The organism is Streptomyces cahuitamycinicus (assembly GCF_002891435.1).
Taxonomy (GTDB): domain Bacteria; phylum Actinomycetota; class Actinomycetes; order Streptomycetales; family Streptomycetaceae; genus Streptomyces; species Streptomyces cahuitamycinicus.
Map to the genome: position 1 here is coordinate 1 of NZ_POUC01000131.1, position 19,066 is coordinate 19,066.

22 protein-coding genes, 1 tRNA gene, 1 other RNA gene and 2 pseudogenes are annotated in these 19,066 nt (G+C 71.7%); 16 read left to right on the plus strand and 10 right to left on the minus strand.

Translation table 11 applies throughout. The annotated features are described in order from the left end of the window. The first annotated feature begins 95 nt into the window (after positions 1-95). From C1J00_RS19085 to C1J00_RS19100, 4 genes are all read left to right on the plus strand, one after another. Positions 96-2,192 (plus strand): penicillin acylase family protein, encoded by a 2,097-nt coding sequence (locus tag C1J00_RS19085; RefSeq protein ID WP_102910284.1) that lies wholly within the window; start codon positions 96-98, stop codon positions 2,190-2,192. Beyond that, positions 2,185-2,793 (plus strand): GNAT family N-acetyltransferase, encoded by a 609-nt coding sequence (locus tag C1J00_RS19090; RefSeq protein WP_102910285.1) that lies wholly within the window; start codon positions 2,185-2,187, stop codon positions 2,791-2,793. Before C1J00_RS19085 ends, C1J00_RS19090 begins: the two co-directional genes overlap by 8 nt. After that, entirely contained in the window at positions 2,790-3,284 is a 495-nt protein-coding gene (locus C1J00_RS19095) for a cupin domain-containing protein (RefSeq protein WP_102910286.1), read from the plus strand. The genes C1J00_RS19090 and C1J00_RS19095 overlap by 4 nt, the downstream gene beginning before the upstream one ends. Positions 3,285-3,496: 212 nt before the next feature. Next, positions 3,497-5,323, plus strand: coding sequence for a copper resistance CopC/CopD family protein (locus tag C1J00_RS19100; protein ID WP_102910299.1), 1,827 nt, complete (start codon positions 3,497-3,499; stop codon positions 5,321-5,323). Here the strand turns inward: C1J00_RS19100 and C1J00_RS19105 are convergent. Further along, entirely contained in the window at positions 5,223-6,227 is a 1,005-nt protein-coding gene (locus C1J00_RS19105; RefSeq protein WP_102910287.1) for a DUF72 domain-containing protein, read from the minus strand. The two genes, C1J00_RS19100 and C1J00_RS19105, sit on opposite strands and share 101 nt — an antisense overlap. Positions 6,228-6,417: 190 nt before the next feature. Here C1J00_RS19105 and C1J00_RS19110 point away from each other — a divergent pair, with 190 nt between their 5' ends. Genes C1J00_RS19110 through C1J00_RS19120 form a run of 3 tightly spaced genes read left to right on the plus strand, consistent with a single transcriptional unit; the run spans position 6,418 to position 9,849 of the window. Then, positions 6,418-8,898, plus strand: coding sequence for a SpoIIE family protein phosphatase (locus tag C1J00_RS19110; protein ID WP_102910288.1), 2,481 nt, complete (start codon positions 6,418-6,420; stop codon positions 8,896-8,898). A 13-nt stretch (positions 8,899-8,911) separates the two neighbouring features. After that, on the plus strand, positions 8,912-9,364 hold the full coding sequence (locus C1J00_RS19115) for a DUF4383 domain-containing protein (protein WP_102910289.1): 453 nt from the start codon (positions 8,912-8,914) through the stop codon (positions 9,362-9,364). Positions 9,365-9,381: 17 nt separating this feature from the next. Beyond that, entirely contained in the window at positions 9,382-9,849 is a 468-nt protein-coding gene (locus C1J00_RS19120; protein ID WP_102910290.1) for an MSMEG_6728 family protein, read from the plus strand. 106 nt (positions 9,850-9,955) lie between these two features. Here C1J00_RS19120 and C1J00_RS19125 read toward each other — a convergent pair whose 3' ends face one another. Together C1J00_RS19125 and C1J00_RS19130 are read right to left on the minus strand one after the other, a co-directional pair. Continuing rightward, entirely contained in the window at positions 9,956-10,126 is a 171-nt protein-coding gene (locus tag C1J00_RS19125) for a hypothetical protein (RefSeq protein WP_245936402.1), read from the minus strand. Between the two features lie 93 nt (positions 10,127-10,219). Next, entirely contained in the window at positions 10,220-10,441 is a 222-nt protein-coding gene (locus C1J00_RS19130) for a hypothetical protein (RefSeq protein WP_102910292.1), read from the minus strand. Positions 10,442-10,564: 123 nt separating this feature from the next. On the opposite strand from C1J00_RS19130, the gene C1J00_RS19135 reads away from it, so the two are divergent. The 3 genes from C1J00_RS19135 (at position 10,565) to C1J00_RS19145 (ending at position 11,540) form a co-directional block, all read left to right on the plus strand. Beyond that, complete coding sequence (locus tag C1J00_RS19135) at positions 10,565-10,798, plus strand: DUF8825 domain-containing protein (RefSeq protein WP_102910293.1); 234 nt, start codon at positions 10,565-10,567, stop codon at positions 10,796-10,798. A gap of 44 nt (positions 10,799-10,842) precedes the next feature. Continuing rightward, on the plus strand, positions 10,843-11,067 hold the full coding sequence (locus C1J00_RS19140; RefSeq protein WP_102910294.1) for a hypothetical protein: 225 nt from the start codon (positions 10,843-10,845) through the stop codon (positions 11,065-11,067). A 110-nt stretch (positions 11,068-11,177) separates the two neighbouring features. Continuing rightward, a complete protein-coding gene (locus C1J00_RS19145) occupies positions 11,178-11,540 on the plus strand; it encodes an amphi-Trp domain-containing protein (protein WP_102910295.1) in 363 nt (120 codons plus the stop codon). Positions 11,541-11,577: 37 nt separating this feature from the next. Here the strand turns inward: C1J00_RS19145 and C1J00_RS46840 are convergent. Continuing rightward, positions 11,578-11,661 (minus strand): annotated as a pseudogene (locus C1J00_RS46840) (PIN domain nuclease); the annotation flags it as partial. Positions 11,662-11,704: 43 nt separating this feature from the next. Continuing rightward, positions 11,705-11,893, minus strand: a complete 189-nt coding sequence (locus C1J00_RS48270) for a hypothetical protein (protein ID WP_245936403.1) — start codon at positions 11,891-11,893, stop codon at positions 11,705-11,707. Here C1J00_RS48270 and C1J00_RS48275 point away from each other — a divergent pair. Next, the gene (locus C1J00_RS48275) at positions 11,819-11,995 is read left to right on the plus strand and encodes a hypothetical protein (protein WP_245936404.1); all 177 of its coding nucleotides are present in this window, start codon (positions 11,819-11,821) and stop codon (positions 11,993-11,995) included. The genes C1J00_RS48270 and C1J00_RS48275 overlap by 75 nt on opposite strands. Here the strand turns inward: C1J00_RS48275 and C1J00_RS19160 are convergent. The 4 genes from C1J00_RS19160 to C1J00_RS47925 all read right to left on the minus strand — a co-directional run bounded on the left by C1J00_RS19160 (position 11,914) and on the right by C1J00_RS47925 (position 15,954). Continuing rightward, entirely contained in the window at positions 11,914-14,343 is a 2,430-nt protein-coding gene (locus C1J00_RS19160; RefSeq protein ID WP_102910296.1) for a helicase-associated domain-containing protein, read from the minus strand. The two genes, C1J00_RS48275 and C1J00_RS19160, sit on opposite strands and share 82 nt — an antisense overlap. A gap of 212 nt (positions 14,344-14,555) precedes the next feature. Next, positions 14,556-15,373 (minus strand): IS5 family transposase gene (locus C1J00_RS19165; RefSeq protein ID WP_102910297.1). Its coding sequence is split into 2 segments (ribosomal slippage): positions 14,556-15,031 and positions 15,031-15,373, totalling 819 coding nucleotides; the frame shifts between segments, so codons are not numbered across the junction. A gap of 85 nt (positions 15,374-15,458) precedes the next feature. After that, positions 15,459-15,608 carry a DUF6228 family protein gene (locus C1J00_RS47920; protein ID WP_342751725.1) on the minus strand — a complete coding sequence of 50 codons (150 nt, stop codon included), beginning with the start codon at positions 15,606-15,608 and terminating at the stop codon, positions 15,459-15,461. Further along, complete coding sequence (locus C1J00_RS47925; RefSeq protein WP_342751726.1) at positions 15,574-15,954, minus strand: DUF6228 family protein; 381 nt, start codon at positions 15,952-15,954, stop codon at positions 15,574-15,576. The genes C1J00_RS47920 and C1J00_RS47925 overlap by 35 nt, the downstream gene beginning before the upstream one ends. A 212-nt stretch (positions 15,955-16,166) precedes the next feature. Between C1J00_RS47925 and C1J00_RS19175 the strand changes: the two genes are divergently transcribed. The 3 genes and pseudogenes from C1J00_RS19175 to C1J00_RS48560 all read left to right on the plus strand — a co-directional run. After that, the gene (locus C1J00_RS19175) at positions 16,167-16,415 is read left to right on the plus strand and encodes a type II toxin-antitoxin system CcdA family antitoxin (RefSeq protein ID WP_102910300.1); all 249 of its coding nucleotides are present in this window, start codon (positions 16,167-16,169) and stop codon (positions 16,413-16,415) included. Next, entirely contained in the window at positions 16,412-16,813 is a 402-nt protein-coding gene (locus C1J00_RS19180) for a DNA-binding protein (RefSeq protein ID WP_102910298.1), read from the plus strand. The genes C1J00_RS19175 and C1J00_RS19180 overlap by 4 nt, the downstream gene beginning before the upstream one ends. Before the next feature lie 209 nt (positions 16,814-17,022). Beyond that, positions 17,023-17,180: pseudogene (locus C1J00_RS48560) on the plus strand (site-specific integrase); the annotation flags it as partial. A 62-nt stretch (positions 17,181-17,242) separates the two neighbouring features. Here the strand turns inward: C1J00_RS48560 and C1J00_RS19195 are convergent. Next, positions 17,243-17,330: transfer RNA gene (locus tag C1J00_RS19195), tRNA-Ser, on the minus strand. 73 nt (positions 17,331-17,403) lie between these two features. On the opposite strand from C1J00_RS19195, the gene ffs reads away from it, so the two are divergent. Together ffs and C1J00_RS19205 are read left to right on the plus strand one after the other, a co-directional pair. Beyond that, an RNA gene (ffs, locus tag C1J00_RS19200) (signal recognition particle sRNA small type) lies at positions 17,404-17,498 on the plus strand. A gap of 72 nt (positions 17,499-17,570) precedes the next feature. Continuing rightward, a partial coding sequence (locus C1J00_RS19205) for a DNA polymerase III subunit gamma and tau (protein WP_146046211.1) occupies positions 17,571-19,066 on the plus strand: 1,496 nt, incomplete at its 3' end.

Below are 19,066 nucleotides of genomic sequence, written 5' to 3' on the forward strand. Positions count from 1 at the left end.
GCCCCTGCCCCATCGCTTTTCCGCCCCTTCGCATACGATTCCGGCCACAGTTGCGACTTAGGCAAGGCTAACCTAAAGGAATGAGGGGGTCCGGCGTGACCACCGAGATCTACCGTGACGCCTGGGGCATCCCGCATCTGCGCGCGGGCAGCGCGGCCGGACTCGCCAGCGCACAGGGCCTCGTCACCGCAAGCGACCGGGCCTGGCAGCTGGAGGTCGAGCGCCACCGGGCGCAGGGCACCACGGCGTCCTTCCTCGGCGGTAGCGCCCTGGCCTGGGACCGGTTCGCGAGACGGGCCCGACTCGCCGACACCGCCAGACGCTGCTTCGCGGAGCTGGAGAGACGCGACCCCGGGACGGCGCGGTGGGTGAGCGCGTACGTCGACGGGGTCAACGCGTCACTGGCCGACGCCACCGCACCCGAGTTCGCCCGCACCGGCCTCACCCCCGGCCGCTGGGAACCCTGGACCCCCCTCGGCGTCTGGCTCGCCACCCACATCCTCTTCGCCGGGTTCCCGGCCAAGCTCTGGCGCGAGCAGGTCGCCGCCCACCTCGGCGCGGACGCCGTCGGTCTCTTCGCCGCCGACGGCCCCGGCACCTCCGGCAGCAACGGCTGGCTGGTCGGCGGCGAGCGGACCGTCACCGGGCAGGCTGTCATCGCCGGCGACCCCCACCGCTGGATCGAGGACCCGGGCGTCTACCAGCAGATCCACCTGTCCTGCCCGGAGTTCGACGTCGTGGGCCTGGCCGTCCCCGGTGTCCCCGGCATCGCCCACTTCGGGCACACCGGCACGGTCGCCTGGGCCATCACCAACGCCATGTCCGACTACCAGGACCTCTACCGCGAGCGGCTGCGGCGCACCGGCGCCGGGGTGGAGGCCCTCGACCCGGACGGGCTCTGGCGGCGGGCGGCCCGGCACACGGAGACCGTCGAGGTGGCGGGCGGGGACCCGGTCGAGGTGGAGGTGATCGAGACCGGCCGCGGGCCGGTGATCATCGGCGGCCCCGAAGGGCTCGACGGCGACCCGGCCGACCCGTCGGACCCCTCCGGCGTGCCCGTGGCGATCAGCCTGCGCTACCCGCCCCGCGTCACCGGCGACCTCGGCTTCGCCGCCCTGCTGCCGCTGCTGCGGGCTCGCCGGGTCACCGACGTGGACCGGGCCTTCGACCGCTGGGCGGAGCCGGTCAACGTCGTCCAGGCCGCCGACACCGAGGGCGGCGTCCTGCACCGCGTGGCCGGGCGGGTGCCGCTGCGCGCCGGGGTCAACTCCCTGCGGGTGGTGCCCGCGTGGGAGTCCGGGCACGAGTGGCAGGGCTGGCACGCGACACCGCGCGCCGGGCTCACCGACGGCGTCGCCGTCATGGCCAACCAGCGCGGTCCGGCCGCACCCCTCGGCGTCGAGTTCGCCCCGCCGCACCGCGCCGACCGCATCACCGAGCTGCTCGCGGGCAAGGAGCGCTGGTCCGCCGCCGGCATGCCCGCGATCCACACGGACACCCACCTGGCCTCCGCGTCTCCCCTCCTGGACCGCCTCGACGCCCTCGACGACCTCACCCCCGAGGCCGCCGCCCTGAGGGACCGCCTCCTCGGCTGGGACCGCCGCATGGACGCCGGCAGCGCCGACGCGGCCCTCTACGCGGCCGTGCGCGCAGCGGTCGTACGGCGGCTCGCGGCGCACCCGGCGTTCGCCGCGCTCACCACACCGCCGGTGTATCCGGAGGTGTTCCAGCCCTGGCTGGCCCTCGTCCCCCGGGTCGGCTTCGCACTCGAACACCTGCTGCGGGCCGAGGACCTGTTCGGCATCGACCGCCCGGCGGCCGTCCGCGCGGCGGTCGAGGAAGTGGCCCTGCGCCCGCCGGCCGGTGTCTGGGGCGACACCCACCGCCTCGCCCCCTGGCGTGCGCTGGAACCGGAGCAGCCGTACGACGAACCGGGGCTGTCCGGTGACCACGACTGCGTGCTGTGCACCTCGGGCGTGCCGGGCCTCACCGACCGCGCCGCCCGAGGCCCGGCCGCCCGGTACGTCTGGGACCTGGCCCGGCGCGAGGACAGCCGCTGGGTCGTCCCGCTCGGCGCCTCGGGCGTCCCCGGCTCGCCCCACCACCGCGACCAGCTCCCCCTGTGGCTCGCGGGAGACCTCGTCCCGGTCGTCACCGACTGGACCAAGATGAAGAAGGAACGCGATGTCTGACCCCTACGCCTCCCGCACGCCCGTCCACGAACAGGTGGTCGACGGCTTCGGCACCGTCCGCGTCCTGCCGCTGGACCCCGGGGCCGACGCCGCCGTGATCCACCGCTGGGCCGGCGAGGAGCGGGCCGCCTTCTGGGGCATGACCGAGCTGACCGAACACCAGGTCGCCGCGGTCTACGCACACATGGCCACCCTCGGCACCCACCACGCCCACCTCGTCGTCCGGGACGGCGAGCCGGTCGCGCTCCTGCAGACCTACGAGCCGGAGGCCGACCGCGTCAGCGAGTGCTACGACGTCCGCCCCGGCGACATCGGCGTCCACCTGCTGCTCGCCCCGGCCGGCCCGGGCGGCGCACAGCCCGGCTGGACCGCCCGGCTGGTTTCCGCCCTCGCCGCGTACGTCCTGCTCGGGCTGGACCGCCGACGGGTCGTGGTCGACCCGGACGTGGGCAACGAGAAGGCGGTCGCCCGTTTCCTCGGACTCGGCTTCGCCCCGGGCCCGGTCGTGGTCCTGCCCGAGATCGACCTCCCGGACGTTTACCTGCCGGAGAAGAAGGCGCAGCTCGCCTTCCTCGACCGGGAGCTAATGTTCCCCGGGTGACCCCGGACGACCTCATCGCCCACTACGGCCTGGAGCCGATCCCCGACGAGGGCGGCCTCTTCCGCCAGACCTGGGCCGGGCCCGAACGCCCCGACGGCAGGCCGGAGGGCACGGCGATCGTCGCGCTCCTGACAGCGGACGACTTCTCCGCCCTCCACCGCCTGCCGACCGACGAGATCTGGCACTTCTACCGGGGCGACCCCCTGGAGCTCCTCCTGCTCGCCCCGGACGGCACCACACGAACGGTGGTGCTCGGACCGGACGTCCTGCGGGGCCAGCACGTCCAGTTCACGGTCCCGGCGGGCACGTGGATGGGCGGCAGGGTGGAAGAGGGCGGCTCATGGACGCTGTTCGGCTGCACTATGGCACCGGGCTTCACCTTCGCCGGCTACCAGCACGGAGACGCGGCGGACCTGACCGCACGCTATCCGGCGGAGGCGGCCGCGATCGCGAAACTGTCCCGGCCTTCTCCTGGGCTGGCGTCCTGTTGAGTGCTGCGCCGGTCTTGTCCTTCTCCCGGGTTCGCGTCCTGTTGAGTGCTGCGCCGGTCTTGTCCTTCTTCCCGGCCCTCATCCCGTTGAGCGCTACACCGATCCCGTCCGTACATAACCCGGAGCCGTCCAGCCCGACCCCGGAGAGCCACGTGGACCAACGGCGGAACGAGGATCGCAATGCCGGGCACCCCCGGCGATTCCAAGCCCTGGTGCTGCTGGGCACCGTGCTGGTCCTGCTCCTCGCCGGAGCAGCCCCCGCCTCGGCCCACGCCGCCCTGCGCAGCACCGACCCCGATGACGGATCCGTCGTCCAGCAGGCCCCCCGCCACGTCACCCTGACCTTCACCGAGTCCGTAGGCCTGCTCGACGACTCCTTCCGGGTGTTCGGCCCCGACCAGCGCCGGGTCCACACCGGCGAGGCCACGCACGCGGACGGCCGCTCCGACACGGCCCGGGTCGGCCTGCCCGGCAAGCTCGCCAAGGGCACGTACACCGTGGCCTGGCGGGTCGTCTCCGCCGACAGCCACCCCGTCTCCGGCGCCTTCAGCTTCTCCGTGGGGAAACGGTCCGCCACCACCGTCCAAGCCGACACCGGCCCGGCCGAGGACCCGCTCACCCGCGGGCTCCACGACGCTGCCCGCTACCTCGCCTACCTCGCCGCCGCGCTACTCGTCGGCATCGTGGCCTTCGCGCTGCTGTGCCGGCCCGCGCACACCTCCCCGCTGCGCCGGCCGCTGGTGGCCGCCTGGTGGACGCTGCTGGGCTCGACGGTCGTCCTGCTCCTGCTGCGCGCCCCGTACGAGTCGGGCACGGGCCCCGCCGCGGCGTTCGACGCCTCCGCCCTCGGCCGCACCCTGACCAGCCGCCCGGGCCTGGCCCTGCTGGCCCGGCTGCTCGTCCTCCTGCTGACCGCCGTCTTCCTGATGTGGCTGTCCAGGTCCCGTGACACGGGGAAGCGGCCCGTCACCCTGGCGATCGGCACGGCCCTGGCCGCGGCCCTGGCCCTGACCTGGGCGGCGGCCGAGCACGCCTCCGCCGGGATCCAGGTGCCGGCGGCGATGACGTCGTCCGTGGTGCACCTGCTGGCGACCGGCGTCTGGCTCGGCGGTCTCGTGGCGCTGCTGCTGACCCTGCGCCGCTCGCCCGGCGACGACCTGGTGGAGGTCGTGCCCCGCTTCTCCCGGATCGCCTTCACCTCGGTGACCGTCCTGGCCGTCACGGGCCTCTACCAGTCCTGGCGCGGCCTCGGCTCCCTTCCCGCGCTGACCGGCACGGCGTACGGCCGTCTGCTGCTCGCCAAACTGGCCGGGGTGGCCGTGCTGTTGCTGGTGGCCGGGTACTCGCGGCGCTGGACGGCGCGGATCGCGGCTCCGGCGTCCCCGGTCCGGGCGGCCGTACCGGCTCCGGTCCCGCAGCCGGTCGGCGCACCGGCGGAAGGCCGCGAGGCCGCCGCGGAAGCCGGGACGCGCGCATTGGAGACGTCCGAGGAGCCGGAGTCGCCCGACGGCCCGGCGCAGCCGGGGGCCGGATCCGGCGACCCCGGCATCCGGCGCCGCCTGCGCCGCTCCGTCCTCGTCGAAGTCGCCGTCGCCGCCGTGGTGCTGATGATCACGACCGTGCTCACGGGAACCCTCCCGAGCCGGGCCCAGGCCGAGGCGGCTCAGCAGGCCCCGACGAGCGCGCTGCCGGCCACGACCCAGATCACGGTGCCCTACGACACGGGCACGGGATCCGTGACCGGAAGCGGCACGGTGCAGGTCACCCTGGACCCGGCACGCGTCGGCGAGAACGGTGTTCAGGCCGTCGTCTACGGCTCCGACACGGGCCTGGTGGTGATCCCCGAGGTCCGCATCACCTTCACCCTGCCCTCGCGCAAGGTCGGCCCGATCGACGCCGAACTCACCGACGTGGGCGGCTACTGGGGCACCAACTCCGTCAATCTGCCGCTCGCCGGGAACTGGACGATGAAGACGACCGTGCGGGTGTCGGACGTGGACCAGGTGTCGGTGGAACGCCAGGTGCGGATCGAGCCCTAGGCAACCGCGCCGCCGTCGGCGGGGCGTCGTCCTCGGAGGGCACGTCGTCCACCGGCGGGGCGTCGTCGAGGAGCCGTGTCATGGTCTCGGCGGCGCTGACGGCGGCGTCGCCGCAGCAGTTGTTGAACAGGACGTGGACCTGTTCGGTCCGCTGGGCCAGCCGGCGCACCCGGGGCAGCCACTCGGCGAGTTCGTCCTCGCCGTAGACGTGGCGGAAACGGTCCTCCTTGCTTCCGGTGCCCCAGGCGGTGCTGCGGCCGTGGAAGCGGACGACGGACAGCCGGGGCGAGGTCACGGGAGTGACCGGCGGGACGGAGGAGGCGAGCCTCTGCGTCATGTCGACGGCGACCGCGGCCATGCCGTGCCGGGCGAGCAGCGCGCCCGTCGCCTCGGACCGTCCCCGCTCCCACCAGGAGGGGTGCCGGAACTCGACGGCGAGCGGCCAGCCCTCGGTCCGCTCGGCGCACTCCCGGAGGAAGATCTCCGCCGGCTCCCCGGGGCGGAACCAGGGCGGGAACTGGAACAGCACGCTCCCGAGCCGCCCGGCCTCCCGCAGCGGTTCGATCCCGGTCGCGAACCGGGCCCACACCTGATCCAACACCGCCGGATCCCGGTGCTCCGCCCGCAGTCCGTCCGGCATCACCGCCTCCCGGGTGGGGTGCCCGGTGAGCAGCGAGAACGCCTTCACGTCGAACACGAACCCGTCCGGTGTCCGCTCGGCCCACAACCGGCTGTTCCGCTCGCCCGGCAGCGCGTAGTACGAGGCGTCGACCTCGACGACACCGAACCGCTCGGCGTAGTGCCGTAACCGCCCCTCGGCGTCCCGTCGGCCCGGGGGGTACCAGCCGCTGCCGACCAGTGCCCGATCGGTCCAGGAACACGTGCCCACCAGGATCTGACCCATGGGGGAGCGGTTACCCGGGCCGGGCGGCGGCAGGCTCGGTCTCCCGGGGCGGGCGCGACGGTGAGACCCCGGGCGTGACGGTGAGACCCGGGCACGACGGTGAGACCCGGCGCAATCTGGGTAACCAAGATATATCTGTGCATATCCGGGGTTATGGCTGATTACCTCCCCGAGAGTGAGATGACCGACCATGGAGCAGCCCGCCACCGTCGGCCGGGCCACCCGGCCGTCCGGGGAAGAACCCGAAGCCCTCGAAACCCTCGTCGGCGCATCCCTCACGGCCCGTGTCACCCTCGACGAACTCGGCACCGTGACCGGCTGGAACGCGGGCGCCGAGCGGCTCCTCGGGTACTCGGCCGCGCAGCTCACCGGCTGCCGTGCCGCGGATCTGCTGGCCGAGCCGATCCCGGTCCGCGGCGGTCTGCCCACGCTCGCCGGGCTGCCCCGCTGGAACGGCGACGTCGCACTCCGGCACCGCGACGGCCGGAAGCTGACGGTCCGGATCCTCGCCCACCACAGACCACCCGGCGCCGACGCCCCCGCCTGGCTCATCGTCTCCGCCCTGACTGACCGCCAGCCACCGGCCGGTCTCGACGAATCCCTCGTGAGCTGGAGCTTCGCCCAGTCCCCGTGCTGCGCCCAGGCGATCTACGACACCCGGCTCCGGCTGCGCCGGGCCAACGCCGGCATGGAGCGAGCCACGGCGCTCGGCGAGGAGGAGATGCGGGGCCTGCGGGCGTCCGAGATCGTCGACGACGACGCCGGACTACGGATGGAACGCAGCATGGCCCGGGTCCTGCGCACCGGCGAGCCGGAGTACGCGGAGAACTACCTGCGCGCGCCCGGCGAAGACCATGAGCACGCCTGGTCGGTCTTCGTGTCCGCGCTGCGCGACCACGAGGGCACCGTCCAGGGCGTCTGCCTGTCCGCGCACGACATGACGGAGCAGTTCTGGGCCCGCAAGCGCCTCCAGCTGATCGCCGAGGCCGGCCGGCGCATCGGCAGCACCCTCGACGTGACGCGCACGGCCCAGGAGCTGGCGGACGTGACCGTCCCGGCCCTGGCCGACTTCGCCGGCGTCGATCTGCTGACCGCGCTGGACGACGCACCCGAGCCGCCCGTCCGGGCGGTTCCGGCGGACGGTCCGCTGCTGCTGCGCCGGGCCGCTCTGCAGTCGGTGACACCGGGGGCCCCGGAGTCGGTCGTGGCGGCCGGTGCGGTGGACGCCTACCCGCCGGGCTCCGTGCCCTTCGAGAGCCTGCGCACGGGACGGCCCGCCGTGCACGAGGTGACCGACACCGCGTTCACCGCTTGGCTGGCCCGCGACCCGGCCCGCGCCGCCCGGGTCCGGGCGTTCGGCATCCACTCCGTGATGGCCGTGCCGCTGGTCGCCCGCGGCAGCACCCTGGGCGTCGCCTTCTTCGTCCGGCACCGCAACCAGGAGCCCTTCCAGCAGGACGACCTGGTGCTGGCCGGCGAACTGGCCGCCCGGGCCGCGGTCAGCATCGACAACGCCCGCCGCTACACCCGCGAGCGCGCCACGGCGGTCACGCTCCAGCGCAGCCTGCTGCCGCAGCGGCTGCCCCGGCAGGCGGCCGTCGAGGTCGCCTCCCGCTACCTCCCGGCCGGCGGGCACGCCGGTGTCGGCGGGGACTGGTTCGACGTCATCCCCCTCTCGGGGGCGCGGGTGGCGCTGGTCGTCGGAGACGTGGTCGGCCACGGACTGGTCGCGTCGGCGACCATGGGGCGGCTGCGTACGGCGGTCCGCACACTGGCCGACATCGACCTGCCGTGCGACGAGCTGCTGACCCACCTCGACGACCTGGTCGCCCGTCTGAACACGGAGGAGGAAAGCGCCGGCGAGCGGACGGCGCCGGGCTCCGCGGAAGCCTCGGGCGACGTCGGGGCCACCTGCCTGTACGCCGTCTACGACCCGGTGACGCGGCGCTGCTGCTTCGCCGGAGCCGGGCATCCCCTGCCTGCCGTGGTCAGCCCCGGCGGCACCGTCGACCTCGTCGCGCTCCCGGCCGCGCCCCCGCTCGGCCTGGGCGGCCTGCCGTACGAGTCCACCGAGGTCGACCTCCCCGAGGGCAGCTTGCTCGCCCTCTACACCAACGGCCTGATCGAGACCCCAGAGCGGGACCTCGACACCGGTCTCCACCGGCTCCGGAAGGCCCTGGCCCGCCCGGCGGGCTCGCTGGACGCCCTGTGCGACACGGTCCTCGCCGATCTGCTGCCGCAACGCCCGGCCGACGACGTGGCCCTGCTCATCGCCCGTACCCGCGCGCTCGACGCGCGGCAGGTCGCCACCTGGTCGGTGCCGTCCGAACCGTCCGCGGTCGCGCAGACCCGCAAGGACGTGGTGGCGCAATTGGAGCGGTGGGGGCTCTCCGACGCCGCGTTCGTCACGGAGCTGGTCGTCAGCGAGCTCGTCACCAACGCCATCCGGCACGCCCAGCCGCCGGTCCAGCTCCGCCTGATCCACGACACGACCCTGACCTGCGAGGTCTCCGACGGCGGGAGCACCGCTCCCCACCTGCGGCGCGCCCGCACCTACGACGAGGGCGGCCGCGGCCTGCTCCTCGTCGCCCAGCTGACCCAGCGCTGGGGCACCCGCCAGAGCGCCACGGGCAAGACCATCTGGGCGGAACAGCCCCTGTCCCTCGCGTGAGGAGCCACCGGCCATGACCACACCCGCGTCCCACCGGGCCGCCCGCGCCCCCGTCCAGCAGGCCGCCCTGCTGCTCGGCCTCGTCTTCCTCGTGGTCGGCGCACTGGGCTTCGTCCCGGGCATCACCACCGACTACGGCTCGCTGGAGTTCGCCTCCCACGAGTCGGGCGCCGAACTGTTCGGCCTGTTCCAGGTCTCGATCCTGCACAACCTGGTGCACCTGGCGTACGGTCTCGCCGGCCTGATCCTCGCCGGCACGGCCGCCGGGGCGTACTCGTATCTGCTGGTCGGCGGCGCCGTCTACCTGGTGTTGTGGGTGTACGGCCTGTCCGTCGGCCACGACAGCGACGCCAACTTCGTCCCGCTGAACACCGCGGACGACTGGCTCCACTTCGTTCTCGGCATCGCCATGATCGGCCTGGCCCTCGCCCTCAGCCGGCGCGGCACGCGCACCGGCGCACGGTAACGAGCACCGGCGACCGCATGCAGACTTTCCTGCCCTACCCCGACTTCCGCACCACGGCCCTGTCCCTCGACCGCCGCCGACTCGGCAAGCAGCGGGTCGAGGCCCTGCAGGTCCTGCGCGGCCTGGTCGTCCCCGGCTACGGCTGGCGCCGCCACCCGGCCGTGAAGATGTGGCTCGGCTACGAGGAGGCGCTGGTCCGCTACGGCCTGGAGATCTGCCGCGTCTGGCGCGAACAGGGCCACCAGGACACCTGCGCCGCGACGCTCGTGGCCGACCTGGCGGCGACCCGCCCTCACGCCCCGATCCGCGATCAGCAGCAACTGGCCGCCGAGGGCGAACTCCCGCCCTGGCTCGGCGACGACCCCTTCCACGAAAGCCACCGCTCCGCCCTGGTCCGCAAGGACCCCACGACCTACACGTCCCTCTTTCCGGGCGTCCCGGACGACTTGCCGTACGTGTGGCCTACGTCGGACCGCGAGATCTGACCGGACCGTCGGAAGTGCCCGGACCGTCGGGAGTGCCCGGCGAGGGCGGGCCGATCGGGAGGGCGTCCGCCGAGATCCATCGCAGACGTCGCCTTGAGGAGCGAAGCTAGGCGGCCCTGCGGCGCGCCGGACGCCTGGACGAGGCGGGCTGCTCGGTCATGTCCTCGAGCGGGAAGATTTCGTCCTCCTCGAACTCCGGGGCGAAGTCCGGAGCCTGGAAGGGGTTGGTCGCCGGAGTCGGCGACGCCGCGCTGGAAAGGCGGGTCTGCCCCTCCACGGCGGAGAACAGCGAAGTCGGTTCGATGAGAGGTCTCTTTTCCGTTACTGGCCCAAGGCAGGGCCAGGCGCGCCCTGACCGGGCACGAAGGTCCTACAGCTTGGTCATCTTGGCGTAGGGGCTCAGGATCCGCATCTGCGCCGAACCGAAGTCGACGAGCGCGGCGATCCCGTCCTCGATGCCGATGACCCGGCCGAGCCCGTACATGTCGTGCGTGACCTGGTCACCCACGGCGAAGTGCTTGGGAGCGGGGGCAACCGGAGCCTTGAAGGGGCTGGTGGGCAAGTGACGCTTGTGAGCAGCAGGCTTAGTCATTGACCTCAGTATGCGCCTACTAGGGCCCCTCGCGCTGCGGCTGTCCACGTCCGGTGCCCGAACCGAGACGTAACAGAAGCCTTGCGCTGGCCCAAAAAATCGAACACATGATTGAATTCGGCCATGCGAACGTTTCCCGACGATCTCGTCCGGGCGCAACGGGAGTGGAGTGCCACGTACCGGCAGCTCGCCGATCGGCCCGGCCGCACCGAGCTGCGCCGACGTCTGTACCGGCTGTCGGCTCAGGCGTTCTTCCACCCCTACTGGCGGCAGCGACGGCCGAGCTCCGCGGCGTGGTGGGAGCTCCGGGAGCTGGGGCGGACGGCCGGGGACATGAACGAACGGCTCCATCGATGACGTGCCGGCCTGCGGGACCGTACGTCCCGGACGATCCTGAAGGCATGTCCGGACCGATTCGTGTGATCGTGCATCCGCCGTCGCCTTCGGGCGGCCGGCGCGTCCGCGTGGACGGCGAGATCCTCGGCCTCGCCCACAACGTCGGCGACGTCGCGGAGTTCCTCCGCCGCGCCGGGCTGGAGATCGATCCGGCGGACGTGGCGGAGGTGTCGTGGATCGACTGGCGCGGAGTGGGGCCGGAGCACTGGGGCCCGGAGGCGGGTGGCTGAGACGGCTGACGCGGCTGACGCGGCTGACGCGGCTGACGCGCGAGTCTGCACATCGCGCAAAAGAGACCAGAATGGGTGGTATCCGCTCTGTGTCACCCCGGAGGGCACCCATGAAGGACCTCACGTTCGAGCAGAAGCGTTCGCTGTCACGCCATGAGGCCGCTGACCAGCTCACGGCACTCGCAGACGCCCTGAGGGAAGGCGGGGACGCCGAGCTGGACCTCGGCCCCGGAACGCTGGGCCTCCGGATCCCTGACGACCTCCACAGCGAGCTGGAGGTCGAGATCGGCGGCGGCGAGATCGAGCTGGAGATCGAACTGAAGTGGAAGACCGCCCCCACGCGGGCGACGCCCCAGCGGAGCGACTCCCGCGCGGAAAAGCCCAAGCGAGCGAACACCCCCGCCTCGGGCCGAAGCGGCACGGGTGCGGGCAGAGCCAAGAGCACGAAGCGGTCCGCTGCGAAATCCCCTTGAGGTGAGGATTGCCCACGCGAAGGGCAAGCGGCACTCGCTCGAGCTCGGTAGTCGGGCAGGTCGCGATGAGTCCAGCCGTGGCGGCCTGGTCCCAGCCGTACTGCTCCGCTTCCCCGAGCATGAACCGCGCGAGCGCGCTGGTGTCGATCAGGAACTGGCCGCGTTCACCGGCGGTAGTTCCCCTTGTTCTCGAACAGCTCCGGATCGAATGCGCCGTCGCCCGCCGCGGCCCGCAGCCGGGCGAAAGCCAGGCCCTGGACGACGACCTGGTCGCGGACGTGGCGAAAGCCCTCGGGACGAAGACCAAGAAGGTGACTGTCAACACCGCCCTTCGCGAAGTGCGCACCCGGCACCCGGCCTTGGCCGCCGAGTCCTACGCGGGCATCACGCCATGGATGCGGGAGAGAGTGAAGACACGTTCCGCTTCGCGCAGGTGGCACCAGGCGTCGAGGTAGGGCGGGTCGAGTTCCAGATCGCTGAGGGTGCGTACGGTCCGGTTGCCCGAGGTGGCGATGTACTCGACCGTGATGGCCGCACCGGTGTCGATGGCATGGGCGACCTGGCGGACGTCGCTGTACGACAGGTGCTTCGCGTATCCGGCGACGATCTCCTCGGTGTCCGTCGCGAAAGGCACCCCGCTGCCGAACGGGTCGGGTTCCGGTGGCATCGGCGGGGCCTTGAGCAGCCGGTCGGCCAAGACGTCCATCCCGGCGTCGGTGGGTACGTCCGAGGCGCGGGTTGCGGTGGTCCCGGGGCCGCGCCGCCCGACGTTCCTTCGCGGGGGCCGGACGGCAGCGGTGGCCCGCTGCGGCAGGCGTTTCTCGATGCGTACCGTCCCCCCGGCGGTCTCGGCGACCGGGGCGTAGCCCGCAGCGCGGAGCGCGGCGAGAGTCGTCGCGGGCGGGCTGCCGCTGACCAGGACCGTCGGGGCGAGCTGCCGCAGGTCGAGCTTGCACAGCGCGCGGTGGGCGGCGACTTCGGCGAGGAGCGCGGGTTCGTCGCCGTGGATGACACAGGCCGCAGGGGCGATGCGCACCCGTCCGTGACCTCGTGCGGTGTCGGCGATGAGATAGGTCAGCGGCTGCGGCAGGACCGTGGCGGAGCCGGCTGCCAGGTCGGCCGTGATGTCGTCCGGGGTGCGGCCGGCGTCCAGGGCCCGGCGGATACTGCCGGCACTGAAGCGCCATACCGACGCCGTGCCACTGGTCTCCCGGTCGGCCATCGAATCCAGCAGCGCTGCGAGTCGCGCGGACGGGGTGCCGGTGACGACGGCGGTGAGGTCGGCGCCGATCCGGGCCGTCGTGGTCGCGGGGGGCAGCAGTCGTCGGGCCGTGATGTCGAGCTCTTCGTCGGCGTGGGCCGCCAGGTGGGCACCGAGCGGGGACAGTGCACCCCGTGCCAGCACGCCCAGCAGTTCGCCTTCGCGGATCACGGTGCTGAACGGTGCCGTGTCCTGGGGCGAGACGTCATCGGCGAGCGGACGGTGCCAGGCCACGAGCGGCCCCAGCTCCGAAGCGACCTTCACACCCTGTCCTGCCGGGAGCCCCGCTGCCGCGGTGATCACCCCGTGGCGGGCCTGCAGACAGCCGCCGCAGTCAGGCGCACCGGCGAGCGCGGGAAGCGCCTTGTTGTCTTCGTCGCGCGTCCGGGTGGGGGTGAGCGGCAGGTCCCGCCAAGCCCGGAGCAGTACGGTGAGTTGTTCTGCGGGCTCCTGCTCGGACCAGGCGTCGTACGCCTCGGTGGGAGGTACGCGATCGCCGTCGCGGGCCAGCAGTCCGGCGGCGTACGCGGTCTCCAGGGCGATGCGTACGACGGCGTCGTCCGCTTGGGCGGCCTTGCCGAGCCGGGCCAGTTCACGCGCGCCGATCCCGCCCGACTTCAGCCGGGTCGGTGGAGCGGTCGCACACGCCGAGAGGACGGAGGCGGCCTGGGCCGCGAACGCGGTGGCGGCCACCGCGGCCTCCCGCTCCACCTCCGATGAGGTGAGGGGCACCAACTGTGTGACGGGTGGTAGAGGTTCGAACGGAGCGTGCCAATCGGGGCCCCGCAGAGCCAAGGCCACCTCGACCGGCATCCGGACGGGCCCGTACCGGTGGCGGTCCTGGAGCAGAAGCCCGCGGTCGAGTGCCCATCGGGCGCCTGGTTGGAGGCCGCCGCCAGGAGCCCCGAACGCGACGAACAGTGTCTGACGAGGCGTGGACCTGGCGCTCTGCTCGAGCAACTTCCGCGTGGCCGCCGGTGCCCCCGCCACCAACGCGGCGACCCGTTCCGCGTCAGTGTGATGCTCCACCAGAGCCGCGAGTCGCTGCTGCTTGGTGCCGGGTGGCTTGATACCCAGGACCGCCAGCATGCCGCGCAGTTCCTCCGAGCTGGTGTCGGCCAGCAGCTCTTCCAGCGGGGCGTCAAGTCCCAGGGGCGTGCTCCACACCTGCCGCAAGGGCGTAGGCATGCGGAGTGTCTCGTTGCCGTCGTGCCACACGAGCGCCCGATCCGACAGCGCCTCCAGGGTCGCGTCCAGCGCGTGTACCGCCGCAGGGGATGTCGATCCGAGCAACTCCGCGAGGCTGTCCCGGGTCGCTCGTGCTCCCAGGGCTGCCAGCGCCTCGGCGGCCTGCAAGCACGGCAGCGTGAGTTGCGGCAGGACGAGTGCCACGGACCCCGGACGTTGGAGACGGTCCGCCAGTTCCCCCACCGAGCGTGGTTCCGGAGAGGAAGCTGCGTCCTTCCGCATGGCGAGTACGCGCGCCAGGCGGGGGCCATCGAGTTCGCTCAGCCAAGTCGCAAGCGTCGATCGGGACTTCATGGGGGGAATACCTCGACAGACAGGGAACGTCACAGGCGGGCCGAAGCCGCTTCGGCGCCAACGTCAAGGATGGCTCAGTTCCGTGATCCGCGGATGCCGTACGAAGACAGAGTCCGGGGCTCCTCCTCGCCGCGGGCCCAGCCTGACGAGACGAGCCGACGGCAGGAGAAGATACGGGCTACCCGCTCGCCGAAATGTCCTTAGACGGTGTCCTATGTGGTGAGGCGGACGTACCGCTTGTAGCAGCAGAGGGCTGCGGCGAGGCCGAGAAAGGCCAGGTAGTTGCGTGGATTGCGTTCATAGCGAGGGCTGAGTCGGCGGTAGCCGGACAGCCAGGAGATGGTCCGCTCGATCACCCACCTACGGCGGCCCAATCGTTCGCTGGACTCGACGCCTTTGCGGGCGATGCGCACCCCGATGCGCTTGCCTCGTAACCATTTTCGCAGGTGGGGAATGTCGTAGGCCTTGTCGGCATGCAGGCGTTGGGGCTTGAAGTAGCGGCCGCGGTGAGGGTCGTGTCTCGTTTGGTGACCGGCCACCATGGGCTTCAGGCCTTCGCTGTCGTGGACGTTGGCGGCGGAGACGCCGACGACCAGGGGCAGTCCGTTCGCGTCCGACAGGACGTGCATCTGGGAACCCGGCTTGCCCCGGTCCACGGGACTCGGACCTGTGTGTTCGCCCCCTTTTTGGCGCGCACGTGCGCGGAGTCGAGGACGACGCGGGAGACGTCGATGAGGCCCGCGTCGTCGAGTTGGTGCAGGACCGCTTCGTGGAGCCGGCCCCAGACGCCTGCCCTGGACCAGATCATGAACCGGCGATGGGCCGTCGACTTCGATATGCCGAAGCACGGCGGCAGTGCCCGCCAGGCGCACCCGCTGACCAGCACGTAGATGATCGCCGCGAACAGCGTCTCATCAGGCGTGTTCTGGGTCCCGCCACCCTGCGGCCGTACCCGGTCCTCCGGAATCAACGGCCTGGCGAGCTCCCACAAGCCGTCCGGAACAATCCAACTCCACGTACCCCGCCCCATGAACGGACCAACGAGCGATCACCACATAGGACACCGTCTTAGGTGTCATCTCACGTGGTGGTGGATCGCCTGGTAGCTCTTTCGGCTACCTCGCGACGCTCGCAGTGAGCGTGTAGATCTCGGCAGCGAGGCTGCGCATGTCCTCGCCTGCTGCGTGCACCGTGATGGTCTCGAAGTGCCATTGCTCGGACGGCGCTCGGTCATGGATGCCCCAGGTCAGTTGGACGCTGGCCACCGGGACGGTGCTCCGCTGAGAGAGTCAGGTCGTAGCAGAGGGAGTGCCAGGTACGTACTCCTTCCCAGCCCCGGAAGTCTTCGGCAAGCGAGGTGAGGAAGGTGTCGAGACCGTCGCCGTCCCAGGTCTGTACCGGGGTTTCGACAACTCCCCATGGCCCGCAGGCCCGGAGGAGGAAGTCGAGCGTTGGTTCGTCCTCGAACGGTCGTGTCGGCTCCGAGAGCAGTAGGCGGGCGGCACCGGGGTCTCCCACCTGGACCACAGGGCGGCCGGAATCGTCGTAGTCGATCACGCGAACAGAAGAGCGGGCTCGGCAGCCGTCCGCCGCTCTCGGACCGGCCGGCATCAGGCGCGGTCGCCTAGAGGCGTGATCGTCCACTGTGGATGTGGATGTAGATGTGGATCTTGAGCGTGATCTGGTGCCTGACGGGTTGTGGGAGATGGCAGCGCCGCTGATACCGCCGTTTCAGCCGCGTCGGCAGTGCGGTGGAACGGCTCCGGTGGCGGACCGGAACAGCTGCCACCCCTGCACGCGCATACCGCAGTATGCTTGCGGCTATGGCTGACACCACGCGCATCACCGTGACACTCCCCACCGAGCAGGTGGCGGAGCTGAAGAAGATAACGGACAACATCTCCGGCTACGTCGCCGAAGCGGTCGCCAGGCAGATCCGGAACCAGCTCCTGGGGGCCGACCTGCGCAGCCACACAGACGAGCACGGGGCCTTCAGTGAGGAAGAGCTGGCTGAGGCGCGAGCGCGCATCTTCGGTACGGCGTCGGCCGCCGGCGGCGCGAGCGCCGCGTGAGCGGGCACATCGAGACCGTCGTCCTGGACAGCGAGGGACTGTCGGCCTGGGTGGTGCAGGACCGGAAGGTTCTGGCGATGTTCCAGGTGTTCCATGACATGGGGGCGGACCTTGTCGTCAGCGCCAACACCATCGTGGAGGTGAGCCACGCCAAGGTGAACCTGCCCCGACTGCAATGGGCGCTCTCCCGGGTCAAGGTGGAGCCGATCACGGAGGCAGCGGCCAAGGCGGCGGCCCAACTGCTCAAGGGCGCCGGTCTGCACGGATACAAGTACGCGATCGACGTGACCGTCGCGGAAGCGGCCTTGCGTCAGCCTGGCCCGGTCGCCATCCTCACGTCGGATGTCGATGACATGACCCGGCTGTGCGGCAGCAAGGTCCGGATGATCGGGCTATGACCGCGACACGGGACCATGGACACTTCCGCGTGGATCCGCCGAGACCAGAGTCGCCGCAGGCCAATCCGTGATGGGTGAATAAGGCATCGACGGATGCGGGGATGACTGAGTGACGCGTCGACTCTCCAGCACTTCGAGTGTCTCCGGGTCGTAACGGCACGAAATGAGGGTGGAGAAGCGCCGCGTCCGGACCCCTCGGTAAAGCTCTGGTCATGGGATGGGAGCCGGGAAAGTCCGCAAGCATGCGGGCCCGGTACTCCACGTGCCGGACGCCATGCCCAAGGATGTGACCCGGAAGATCGCCGATGCCATCCGGGGAACTCCGGAGACACCCGCTGTGGACAAAAACCAGGACAACGAGGGCTGAGAACCGTCGAAGGGCCCCACCGCGAGCGGTGGGGCCCTTCGACATCGTGCCCGGTGAGGCACTGGCGGAGGATACGAGATTCGAACTCGTGAGGGGTTGCCCCCAACACGCTTTCCAAGCGTGCGCCCTAGGCCTCTAGGCGAATCCTCCGCCAGGAACATTACATGACCGAGAGGAGTGCTCGCGAACTCGTTCCCTGCCCCCGACATCAGGTAACCTGGGCGCAGCCCCTCACGCGGCGCTATCTGACTGAACTCCCCCAGGGCCGGAAGGCAGCAAGGGTAGGTTGGCTCTGGCGGGTGCGTGGGGGGCGTCTGCGTTGCCGGACCGGATCTCCCGGTCGGGCCCGGGCTGGGCCCGATGTCAGTGGGCGCCTATAACCTCGTATGCGTGTCGTCTCTCGCTCTGTACCGCCGCTACCGCCCCGAGACCTTCGCCGAGGTCATCGGGCAGGGGCATGTCACCGACCCGCTGCAGCAGGCGCTGCGGAACAACCGGGTCAACCACGCGTACCTGTTCAGCGGGCCGCGCGGCTGCGGCAAGACGACCAGCGCCCGCATCCTGGCCCGCTGCCTGAACTGCGAGCAGGGGCCCACGCCGACGCCCTGCGGTGAGTGCCAGTCCTGTCAGGACCTGGCGCGCAACGGCCCCGGCTCCATCGACGTCATCGAGATCGACGCCGCTTCCCACGGTGGCGTGGACGACGCCCGTGACCTGCGTGAGAAGGCCTTCTTCGGGCCCGCCCGCAGCCGGTACAAGATCTACATCATCGACGAGGCCCACATGGTCACGTCGGCCGGCTTCAACGCGCTGCTGAAGGTCGTCGAGGAGCCGCCGGAGCATCTCAAGTTCATTTTCGCGACCACCGAGCCCGAGAAGGTCATCGGGACGATCCGGTCCCGGACCCACCACTACCCCTTCCGGCTCGTCCCCCCGGGAACCCTCCGGGAGTACCTCGGAGAGGTCTGCCAGAAGGAGACGATCCCGGTCGAGGACGGCGTGCTCCCGCTCGTGGTGCGGGCCGGCGGCGGGTCCGTGCGTGACTCCATGTCCGTCATGGACCAGCTCCTCGCGGGCGCCGCGGCGGACGGTGTGACCTACGCCATGGCCACCGCCCTGCTCGGATACACCGACGGTTCCCTCCTCGACTCCGTCGTCGAGGCCTTCGCCACCGGCGACGGAGCCGCGGCCTTCGAGGTCGTCGACCATGTGATCGAGGGCGGGAACGACCCTCGCCGCTTCGTCACAGACCTCCTGGAGCGGCTGCGCGACCTGGTGATCCTCGCCGCGGTCCCGGACGCGGCGGAAAAGGGGCTCATCGACGCCCCCGCCGATGTGATCGAGCGCATGCAGGCCCAGGCCGCCACCTTCGGCCCCGCTGAGCTGAGCCGCGCCGCCGACCTCGTCAACGAGGGCCTGACCGAGATGCGCGGCGCCAACTCGCCGCGTCTCCAGCTCGAGCTGATCTGCGCCCGCGTCCTGCTGCCCGCCGCCTACGGCGACGAGCGCTCCGTGATGGCCCGCCTCGACCGGATCGAGCGCGGCGTGAACTACTCCGCGGGCCCGTCCGGCGTGCCCGCCATGGGATACGTGCCCGGCCCGGAGGGCCATGGGGGAGCGGCTCCCGCTCCGGTCCAGGCGGGTGGCGGCGGTCCGCTGCCGACGGTCGGCCCGGCGGCGGCCCGGGCGGCGGTCCGTGCCACCGGAGCACCGGGCAGCGGCGGCGCTGCGACCGGCGGCGGTGGCGGCATGACCGGGAGTGGTGGCGGCCCCACGGAGGCCGCGCCCGGCTCCGCCCCTGCGGCGGCGGGTCAAGGCGTGACCCAGTCGTCGCCGCCGCGCCAGAGCGCGCCGCCGTCGGCCCCGGCGACCACGCCCCCAGCCAC